The 10,000-nt window shown below is 63.4% G+C and carries 5 protein-coding genes; all 5 read left to right on the top strand.

The window, feature by feature from the left end; translation table 11 throughout:
* Window positions 1-115 precede the first annotated feature (115 nt).
* Complete coding sequence (locus tag LDL37_RS00495) at window positions 116-2,719, top strand: glycoside hydrolase family 2 protein (protein ID WP_290792783.1); 2,604 nt, start codon at window positions 116-118, stop codon at window positions 2,717-2,719.
* Between the two features lie 23 nt (window positions 2,720-2,742).
* Complete coding sequence (locus LDL37_RS00490) at window positions 2,743-5,340, top strand: glycoside hydrolase family 3 C-terminal domain-containing protein (protein WP_290792780.1); 2,598 nt, start codon at window positions 2,743-2,745, stop codon at window positions 5,338-5,340.
* Window positions 5,341-5,357: 17 nt separating this feature from the next.
* Window positions 5,358-7,199 (top strand): beta-galactosidase, encoded by a 1,842-nt coding sequence (locus LDL37_RS00485; RefSeq protein ID WP_290792778.1) that lies wholly within the window; start codon window positions 5,358-5,360, stop codon window positions 7,197-7,199.
* A gap of 5 nt (window positions 7,200-7,204) precedes the next feature.
* On the top strand, window positions 7,205-8,635 hold the full coding sequence (locus LDL37_RS00480) for a glycoside hydrolase family 125 protein (protein ID WP_290792777.1): 1,431 nt from the start codon (window positions 7,205-7,207) through the stop codon (window positions 8,633-8,635).
* A 45-nt stretch (window positions 8,636-8,680) separates the two neighbouring features.
* Window positions 8,681-10,000, top strand: a 1,320-nt coding sequence (locus LDL37_RS00475; RefSeq protein ID WP_290792775.1) for a GH92 family glycosyl hydrolase, incomplete at its 3' end; no start/stop codon positions are given.

Genomic DNA, 10,000 nt, shown 5'->3' with positions numbered 1-10,000 from the left:
TGGCCTGAGGGCTGTGCAGAGCAAGGGAGAACCATTCGTGCATCGGACAGTGATTTCGAAGGGACGTGTGGCCGCCGGGATGGGCGGGCTGATCGCTTTTTGTCTCTGGCTGATTATGACTCTCTCTCTGATGGGCGTGCCGGCGCGGGCGGAGGCTCTGAAAGGGCTTGAGACGCGGACCCTGACGGACGGCTGGCGCTTTCGCATCGCTGAGGGCGACCCCAATCGCGCGGCCCATCCCGAAGTCACCAACTGGATGCCTGCCACGGTGCCGGGCACGGTGCAGAGCGACCTGATTGCGTCGGGCAAGCTCAAAGACCCCTATGTCGGCCTGAACGAGGCGGCGGCGCAGTGGGTCGGCCTGTCGGACTGGGAATACGAAACGTCGTTTACGCTCGATGAGGCGACGCTGAAGCGCGGCCATATCGACCTTGTGTTCGACGGGCTGGATACGTTTGCCGAGGTGACGCTGAACGGAAAGGCGCTTCTCTCCACAGACAATATGTTCCGCACCTGGCGTGTGCCGGTTAAGGACATGGTGGTGAATGGGGCCAATCGCCTGCATATCCGTTTTGCCTCACCCATCAATAAAATGCGGCCCTTTATGCAGGGGCTCAGCTATTACCAGCCGGGAGCCTATGACTCGGCCTTTGGCGATGAGCCGCTGGGGCAGAACAGTTCGGCCTATGTGCGCAAGGCCGGGTATCAGTACGGCTGGGACTGGGGCCCGCGCATTGTGACGCTGGGGCCGTGGCGGCCGGTGCGGCTGGATATTTATGACGGGGTGCGTCTGTCGGACTTTTATGCGCAGCAACAGCACCTTGATGATCAGGTAGCGGCTCTGGAGGCACGTTTCGAGATCGTCTCCGACACAGCGCGCAGCGCGACTCTGGAGGTTACCGTCACCGATCCGGACGGCAAGACGCAGACCCAGACGCAAACCCTTCCCCTTTATGCTGGAAGCAACAGCCTCAGCCTGCCGGTGCGCATCGACCATCCGAAACGCTGGTGGCCCGTGGGTTATGGTCGCCCGGATCGCTACACCGTCCGCGCCCGTGTTCTGAGCGACGGCGTGGTGATGGGCGAGCGTGTGCAGCGCATCGGTCTGCGCACCTCTGAAATTCGCCGTCAGAAGGACGAATGGGGGCGCGGCTTCGACATACTGATCAATGGCGTGCCCATCTATATGAAGGGCGCCAACATGATCCCGCTCGACATGATGCCGCCGCGTGTATCGGACGCTTACCGTGATCGCATCCTCAAAACCGCCATCGACGCCAATATGAACATGCTGCGTCTGTGGGGTGGGGGGCATTATTTCGACGATGGCTTTTACGACTGGGCCGACGCCCACGGCCTGATGCTGTGGCAGGACTTCATGTTCGGCGGCTCCATCCCGCCTTACGACGAAGCCTATCGCGAAAACGTGCGTCAGGAGGCCTATGATCAGGTGCGTCGCCTGCGCCATCACCCCTCCATTGTCATCTGGGGCGGCAATAACGAGGTGCAGGTCAACTGGGATAACTGGGGCGACAGTCAGGCCCTGAAGGACAAGGTGGGTCGCAAGGAGGCCGAGCGCATCCATACCGGTCTGGTCCGTCTGTTCGATCAGGTGCTGCGCGGCGCGGTCGATAAATATTCACCGGGCGTACCCTATTGGCCGGGTTCCCCCACGGCTGACTATGACGGGCCGTCGGATGGTGACCGCGACGGGGACCGCCACTACTGGACGGTCTGGGGCGGCAAGCAGCCGGTGGAAACCTATCTGACGGTAACGCCGCGCTTCATGTCGGAATACGGGCTGCAATCCTTCCCGGTCATGGCGACGATCAAGGCCTTTGCCGAGCCGAAGGATATGGCCATTGATGCCCCGGTGATGATCGCCCACCAGAAGTTCGACAAGGGTCGTGGTAATCAGCGCCTTCTGATGTACATCAATAACAATTACGGTCAGCCCAGGCGCTTTGAGGACTTCGTCTATCTGTCGCAGGTGATGCAGGCCGAAGGTATCGAGCTGGCGGCGCGGCACCTGCGCGCCTCACGCCCGCAGAATATGGGCGGCCTCTACTGGCAATTGAACGATGTGTGGCCGGTGGCGTCGTGGTCGAGTGTTGATTATTACGGCCGCTGGAAGGCGCTGCACTATTCGGCGCGTCGTTTCTATGCCCCCGTCTCCGTATCGCTGCTGCGTCGCGACGGCGTGACCGAGCTGTCGGTGGTGTCTGATCGTCAGAGCGAGGCGCGCCTGCACTGGCGGCTGAAGGTGATGACGCTGGACGGCAAGCTGTTGTCGCAATGGACGCAGGACCTCAACGCCGCCCCGCTCAGCGCACAGGTCGTCACGCGCCTCAGTGATGCCGACCTGCTGAAAGGCGCCGATCCCAAATCGACCGTGGTCAGCGTCGAGCTTCTGGAAAACGATCAGGTCATCTCGCGGCATCAGAGCTATTTCGTCGCCTCCAAGGCGCTGGCGCTCCGCGATCCGAAGATTAAATCGCGCCTGACCCGCACGGCGGACGGTTATCGCCTTACCCTGTCGGCGCGCACGCTGGCGCGGCAGGTCTGGGTCGACACGGACGCGCTGGAGGTGAGCCTGTCCGACAATGCGTTCGATCTGCTGCCCGGTGAGACCGTCACCCTCGATCTCAAAACCTCAGCTTCCGAGGCGCAACTGCGTCGGGCGCTGACCATCCGTTCCCTCTATGGCGCTGCGCAATGATTTCCCGATCTGTATTTTCTGCTGTGAAACCCCTTCTGCTGACCGTAAGCCTCAGTGCCCTGTCTCTGGGGGCCCTGTCCCTGGGTGCGGCGCTGGCGCAAACGGCTGAGCCACCCATGGACCCGCGCATTGCCCGCCTGACGGTCGAGCAAAAGGCGGCGCAGATGCAGAACCGGGCGCCAGCCCTGCCATCGGCGGGTCTGACCGCCTACGAATGGTGGAACGAAGGCCTGCACGGCGTGGCGCGGGCGGGCGAAGCCACCGTATTCCCTCAGGCCATCGGCCTGGCGGCCACCTGGAACCCGGCTCTGCTGAAACAGGTGGGGGATGTGGTTTCCACTGAGGCGCGCGCCAAGTTCAATTCGACCGATCCGGCGGGGGATCACCCGCGCTATTACGGCCTGACCCTGTGGTCGCCCAATATCAATATCTTCCGTGATCCGCGCTGGGGGCGGGGGCAGGAGACCTATGGCGAAGATCCCTTCCTGACCAGCCGTCTGGCTGAAGGCTTCGTCACCGGGCTTCAGGGGCCGGACCCGCAGCACCCGAAGGTCGTGGCCTCGGTCAAGCATCTGGCCGTGCATTCGGGGCCGGAGGCCGGTCGGCATGGTTTTGCCGCCTCGGTATCGCCCTATGATCTGGAAATGACCTATTTGCCGGCCTTCCGTTATTCGGTGATGACGACCAAGGCGCAGTCGGTCATGTGTGCCTATAATGCCGTGGGGGGCGTTCCGGCCTGTGCCTCTGACCTGCTGCTCAAGACCTATCTGCGCGACGCCTGGGGCTTCAAGGGCTATGTCGTCACCGATTGCGACGCCATCTACGACATGACGCGCTTTCACTTCTATCGCCTCAATGACGCTGAATCTTCGGCCGAAAGCCTGAAGGCTGGCGTCGATCTCAACTGCGGCAATGCCTATGCGGCCCTGCCCGAAGCCGTGAGCCGGGGCCTGATCCCCGAATCCCTGATGGATCAGTCGCTGAACCGCCTGCTGGATGTGCGCAAGCGTCTCGGCATCGACGGCGCGCCCAGCCCGTGGTCGAAGATCAGCCCGGCCGCCATCAATACACCGCAGGCGCAAGGATTGGCGCTACAGGCGGCGGAACAGTCGCTGGTCCTGCTCAAAAACAATGGCGTCTTGCCGCTCAAGCCGGGTCAGACTGTCGCGGTCATCGGCCCCAATGCCGACACGCAGGAGACGTTGCGCGGCAATTATAATGGCATAGCGCGTCAGCCGGTGACGCCGCTGGCCGGATTGCGGGCGCAACTGGGGGCCGCGAAGGTGCTCTATGCGCAGGGCGCGACCTTGGCCGAAGGGGTGCCGACTACGGTGCCCGAAACCGCGTTGCGCACGCCTGAAGGCCTATCGGGTCTGACGGCCAGCTATTACGCCAATGCCGATTTTGCCGGTGCGCCGGTCGAGACGCGCACCGAGCGTACCGTAAATCTGGAATTCATGAACCGCCTGCCGGTCAAGGGGCTGAAAGACGGCCCTTACAGCATCCGCTGGAGCGGTCAGATCGTGCCCCCGGCGGCGGGCACCTATCGCCTGAAAGTGTTCGTGGATCGCTGCTGGTCCTGCGAGGCCAATCAGCACGATGAGGTGCGCCTCTATCTCGATGACAAGCCGGTCATCGTCGATACGGGCGACGGTAAGTCTCTGGAGGCCGAACTGACCTTCGACAGCGCCGCCGCGCGCCGTCTGCGCCTGGAGTACCGCCATGTGGGCGGCGATTGGGGCGTGCGCCTGCAATGGATCGCCCCGGCACAGCCGCAGATCGACGAAGCGGTCAAGGCCGCGCAGGCCGCTGACGCTATCGTGGCCTTCGTCGGCCTGTCGCCGGACATCGAAGGCGAGGAGCTTCAGATTCTGGTGCCGGGCTTTGACCGCGGGGATCGCACCGATCTCGGCCTGCCGCGCACGCAGGAAGATCTGCTGAAGGCGGTCAAGGCGACGGATAAGCCGCTGGTGGTGGTACTGCTGTCCGGTTCGGCGGTGGCGCTTAACTGGGCCGACGCCCACGCCGACGCCATAGTGGCCGCCTGGTATCCGGGCGAGGCGGGGGGCACGGCCATTGCCCGCACCCTGACCGGCGAGTCTAACCCCTCCGGTCGCCTGCCCGTGACCTTCTATCGTTCGGTGCAGGACCTGCCACCCTTTATCGACTACCGCATGGAAGGGCGCACCTATCGTTATTTCAAGGGCAAGCCGCTCTATCCCTTCGGCCACGGCCTGTCCTACACGCAGTTCAGCTATAGCGATCTGAAACTGGACACGACCTCGCTGAACGCCGGTCAGCCGCTGCGCCTCAGCGTCCGTGTGCGCAATACGGGTCGGCGCGCCGGGGACGAGGTGGCTCAGCTTTACGTCAAACGTCCGGATGCCTTTGGCCTCAATGCCTCGCTGGCGGCGTTTTCGCGCGTCAGCCTGAAGCCGGGCGAAAGCCGGGTCGTTTATATGACGATTGACCCGCGTGATCTGAGTACGGTCACGCTTGAGGGCGAGCGCGCCATCCGGGCCGGGGCCTACAGCCTGTCGGTCGGTGGCGGCCAGCCCGGATTTGCTCAGACCCTGAACGCCGATTTTTCGATCACCGGCCAGATGGCGCTGCCGAAGTAAGACAGGATACGACGCTCATGATTGATCGCAGACAGATTCTCGGCGGGCTGGCCGCTTCGACGGTGACGCTCGGTTTTTCAGCCGCTGACGCCAGCGCGGCCCCGTCGCGCTTTACGATAAAGGATGATGACTTCCTGCTGGACGGTAAGCCCGTGCACCTGATGGCGGGTGAGATGCACTATCCGCGCATCCCGCGCGAACTGTGGCGCGATCGTCTGCGCAAGCTGAAGGCACTGGGGCTGAATACGCTCTCGACCTACACCTTCTGGAGCGCGCACGAGAAAAGGCCGGGCGTCTATGATTTCAGCGGCAATCTCGATGTCGCCGCCTGGGTGAAGATGGCGCAGGAAGAGGGGCTGCACGTCCTGTTGCGGCCCGGCCCCTATGCCTGCGCCGAGTGGGACAATGGCGGCTATCCGGCGTGGTTCCTCAATGACCCGGACATCCGCCCGCGTTCGCTCGACCCGCGCTATATGGGCCCGGCGGGTCAGTGGCTGAAGCGGCTGGGGCAGGAGGTGGCGCACCTTGAAATCGACAAGGGCGGCCCGATCCTGATGACGCAGGTCGAAAACGAGTACGGCTCCTACGGCAATGACCTCAACTATATGCGCGCCGTCCGCGATCAGGTGCGCGCCGCCGGTTTTAGCGGTCAGCTCTATACCGTCGATGGGGCGGCGGTCATTGAAAACGGCGCCCTGCCGGAACTGTTCAATGGCATCAATTTCGGCACCTATGACAAGGCGGAGGGCGAGTTTGCGCGCTATGCCAGGTTCAAGACCAAGGGCCCGCGCATGTGTACCGAGCTGTGGGGCGGCTGGTTCGACCACTTCGGGGAAATGCACTCCAATATGGAAATCCCGCCGCTGATGGAGAGCCTGAAATGGATGCTCGATAACCGCATCAGCTTCTCCTTCTACATGCTGCACGGCGGCACCTCTTTCGCCTTCGACGCCGGGGCCAACTTCCACAAAACGCATGGCTATCAGCCGGATATTTCCAGCTATGATTACGACGCCATGCTGGATGAGGCCGGGCGCGTGACACCGAAATACGAGGCGGCGCGCGAACTGTTCCGTCGCTACCTGCCACCGGAGCGCTTCACCGCCCTGCCGGAGCCGGAAAAGGCCCTCAAAATTGAGCGCTTTACCCTGCGCGAAACGGCCCCGCTGTCACAACTCTACCCCAAGGGTGTCAGCCATGCGCAGCCCAAAACCTTTGAGCAGATGGGGCAGAACCACGGCCTGATGCTCTATCGCCACGCGGCCAAAACCGCGCTTTCGGGGCAACTGCGTGTGGGCGAAGCGCGCGACTATGCTCTCGTCAGCGCCGGACAGGCCCGGTTCGGGACGCTGGATCGCCGTCTGAAAGAGACCGAGATAGAGGTGTCGCTTAAGGCCGGTGACACGCTCGACCTGCTCATCGACGCCATGGGCCACGTCAACTACGGCGATCAGATCGGCAAGGATCAGAAGGGCCTGATCGGGCCGGTCACGCTGAATGGCAAGCCGCTTACCGGCTGGACGCATCTGGGCGTATCGCTGGATGACCTCAGCGCCTTGCGCTTCAAGCGTCAGCGCGTCGATGGACCGGCCTTCTATCGCGGCACGTTTGAAACGACTGAGGCGGGCTTCACCTTCCTCGACCTGCGCGGTTGGGGTAAGGGCTATGTCTGGGTCAACGGGCACAATCTGGGCCGCTACTGGTCCGTTGGGCCGCAGCGCGCCGTCTTCGTCCCGGCCCCCTATCTCAAGGTCGGGGTCAATGAGGTCGTCGTGCTCGACCTGCACGATCAGGGCGAACGCTCACTGGCCGGTTCGGGATCGCAGATCTGGGACCTGCCGGGTCTGGTAAAAGGATAGGGCCGATGCAGCGCAGACAGTTTCTCACCGCTTTGGGGGCAACCACACTGGGCGCATTGGCGACGCCCGCTCTGGCCGAAATTCCGCCCATGTCGCCTCAGGTGGCCTCTGGCCTGCGGCTTCCGCCGCAACAGCGAGGCTTCCGCTCGGCGGCGGTCGAAGCGACCATCACCAAGGCCCGCCGCGCTATCCGCAACCCGGCTCTAGCGCGGCTGTTTGAAAACGCCTACCCCAACACGCTCGATACGACGGTTGAGCTGGGGGAGGTGGATGGCAAGCCCGACACCTTCGTCATTACCGGCGATATCAAGGCATTGTGGCTGCGCGACTCGTCGGCGCAGGTGACGCCCTATCTGCCGCTGGTGACGGAGGACAAGGCGCTGCAACGCCTGTTTGTCGGTCTGATCCACCGGCAATCGCGCTGCATCCTGATCGACCCCTATGCCAATGCCTATATGCACGACCCCAGGGCGCGCACCGACCTGTCATGGTCGCAGACCGACTTTACCGACATGAAGCCGGGTGTGGCCGAGCGCAAATGGGAAATAGACTCGCTGTGCTATCCGGTGCGCCTGTCCTATCTGTACTGGCGGCAGACGGGGGATGTCAGCGCCTTTGACGAGACCTGGCGCGCCGCCATGCACACGGTGGTCGATACCTTCCGCGTTCAGCAGCGTAAGGAGGGCAACGGTCCTTACCGCTTTCAGCGCACGGCGTCCGAACCCACCGAGACGCTGGCGCGCGGCTACGGGGCCCCGACGCGCAAGATCGGGCTGATCCATTCCGGTTTCCGCCCGTCCGACGATGCCTGCCTCTATCCCTTCCTCATCCCGGCCAATCATTTTGCGGTCGTGAGTCTGCGGCAACTGGCTGAGCTGGCGCAACCGACGGGGCTTGGGGCAGGGTTTGCGCAGTCGTGTCTGGCGCTGGCGCAGGAGGTCAGCGACGCCCTGAACGCCTATGGCCGCCTCAGCGCGCCTGACGGTGGCGACATGTGGGCCTATGAGGTCGATGGCTTCGGCAATGGCCTGTTTATGGACGACGCCAATGTGCCAAGCCTGCTCAGCCTGCCCTATCTGGGGGCCTGCCGTATCGACGACCCGCTCTATCAGCGCACCCGCCGCGCGGTGTTGAGCCGCCGCAACCCCTATTATTTCGAGGGCAAGGTGCTGTCCGGCGTCGGCAGCCCGCATTCGGAGCCGGACACGGTGTGGCCCATCGCCCTGATGATGCAGATACTGACCACGCAGGACAAGGCCGAACAACGCGCCTGCCTTGCGGGCATTGTGCGGGCCTCGGCTCCGCGCGGTTTCGTCAATGAGTCCGTGCATAAGGATGACGCCGGTCATTTCACCCGCTCATGGTTTGCCTGGGCCAACAGCCTGTTTGGAGAGACCGTGCTGACCCTGATGCGGACCGCCCCCGACCTTCTGTGACCTTGTGATTTGCCGCGATAACCCGCGACTATGGAGTGCCTTTCGATGATCAATCGCCGTTCGCTTCTGGGGGCCGCCTCGGTGGCCTCCGTCCTGCCGGTTCAGTCTCTGGCCGCTGAAGACGACCTGTGCGCCCATGTCGATCCCTTTATCGGCACGGGCGGCCACGGCCACACCTATCCGGGAGCGACCCTGCCGTTTGGCATGGTGCAGTTGTCGCCGGACACCAGCAATAATGGCTGGGATTCCTGCTCCGGCTATCACGTCAAGGACGGCTCGATCATGGGCTTTTCGCACACCCACCTGTCGGGGACGGGCTGCGCGGATATGCTCGACTGTCTGGTGACGCCGCGCACCGGAGCCGTCGTGCTCAATCCCGGTGAGCCGGGAAAGATCGGAGGCAGCTACCGCTCGCGCTATACCGATGAGGTGGCCAGTCCCGGCTACTACGCCGTCACCCTGACCGACAGCCGCGTGCGCGCCGAACTGACGGCCACCTTGCGCACGGGTCTGCACCGTTACGTCTTCCCGGCCGGCGAGGCGGGGCACCTTCTGATCGACTGGGCGCACGGGCAGCGCAACTGGTGGGAAAAATCGCCCGCGACCAAGCTCGACAATACGAGTCTGCGCCTGATCGGCAATGACACGCTGGTGGGTGGGCGTCAGGTCTTCATGTGGGCCGGCGGGCGCTGGATCTTCTTTGCGCTGAAACTGTCGCGTCCGTTCAGCCGTGCCGAACTGTATCAGGACGACGCGCCGGTCGGCGGCACAGAGGTTGCCGGCGGCAAGCTGAAATGCGCCCTGCATTTCGATGATGCGGGGTCGGCCCCGCTGCTGGTCAAGGTGGGGATTTCGGCGGTCGATATCGACGGGGCGCTGAAAAACCTTGAGGCTGAACAGCCGGGCTTTGATTTCGAGAGCACGCGCAGGTCAGCGCATCTGGCGTGGCAAAGCGAACTGTCGCGCATCCGCGTGGACCTGAGTGACCCGAATGACCACAAGGTTTTCTATACGGCCCATTACCATAGCCTGCTGGCGCCGACCATGTTTTCCGACGTCGATCGGCGCTATCGCGGCATGGACAATCAGGTGCACAGCCTGAAACCCGGTGAGGAGAACTATTCGACTTACAGCCTGTGGGACACCTATCGCGCCGCGCATCCGCTGTACACGCTGACGCAGGGGCCGCGCCTGCCCGGTATGATCGGCGGTCTGGCGCGCATGGGGCAGGAAAGCCCGGCGGGCGCACCCATCTGGCCGCTTCAGGGGCGCGAAACCGACACCATGATCGGCTACCATAGCGCCGCCGTTCTGGCCGAGGCCTGCATCAAGGGCGTGCCCGGCGTGGACTATAAGGCCGCCTAT

It is taken from the genome of Asticcacaulis sp. (assembly GCF_020217185.1).
Lineage (GTDB): Bacteria > Pseudomonadota > Alphaproteobacteria > Caulobacterales > Caulobacteraceae > Asticcacaulis.
Note: the sequence above shows the minus strand (reverse complement) of the source record. Positions and strands in the feature narration are given on the sequence as shown.

Coding starts and splice junctions, on each gene's coding strand:
- LDL37_RS00495 (WP_290792783.1), top strand. CDS start 116: ATGACTCTCTCTCTGATGGGCGTGCCGGCGCGGGCGGAGGCTCTGAAA.
- LDL37_RS00485 (WP_290792778.1), top strand. CDS start 5,358: ATGATTGATCGCAGACAGATTCTCGGCGGGCTGGCCGCTTCGACGGTG.
- LDL37_RS00480 (WP_290792777.1), top strand. CDS start 7,205: ATGCAGCGCAGACAGTTTCTCACCGCTTTGGGGGCAACCACACTGGGC.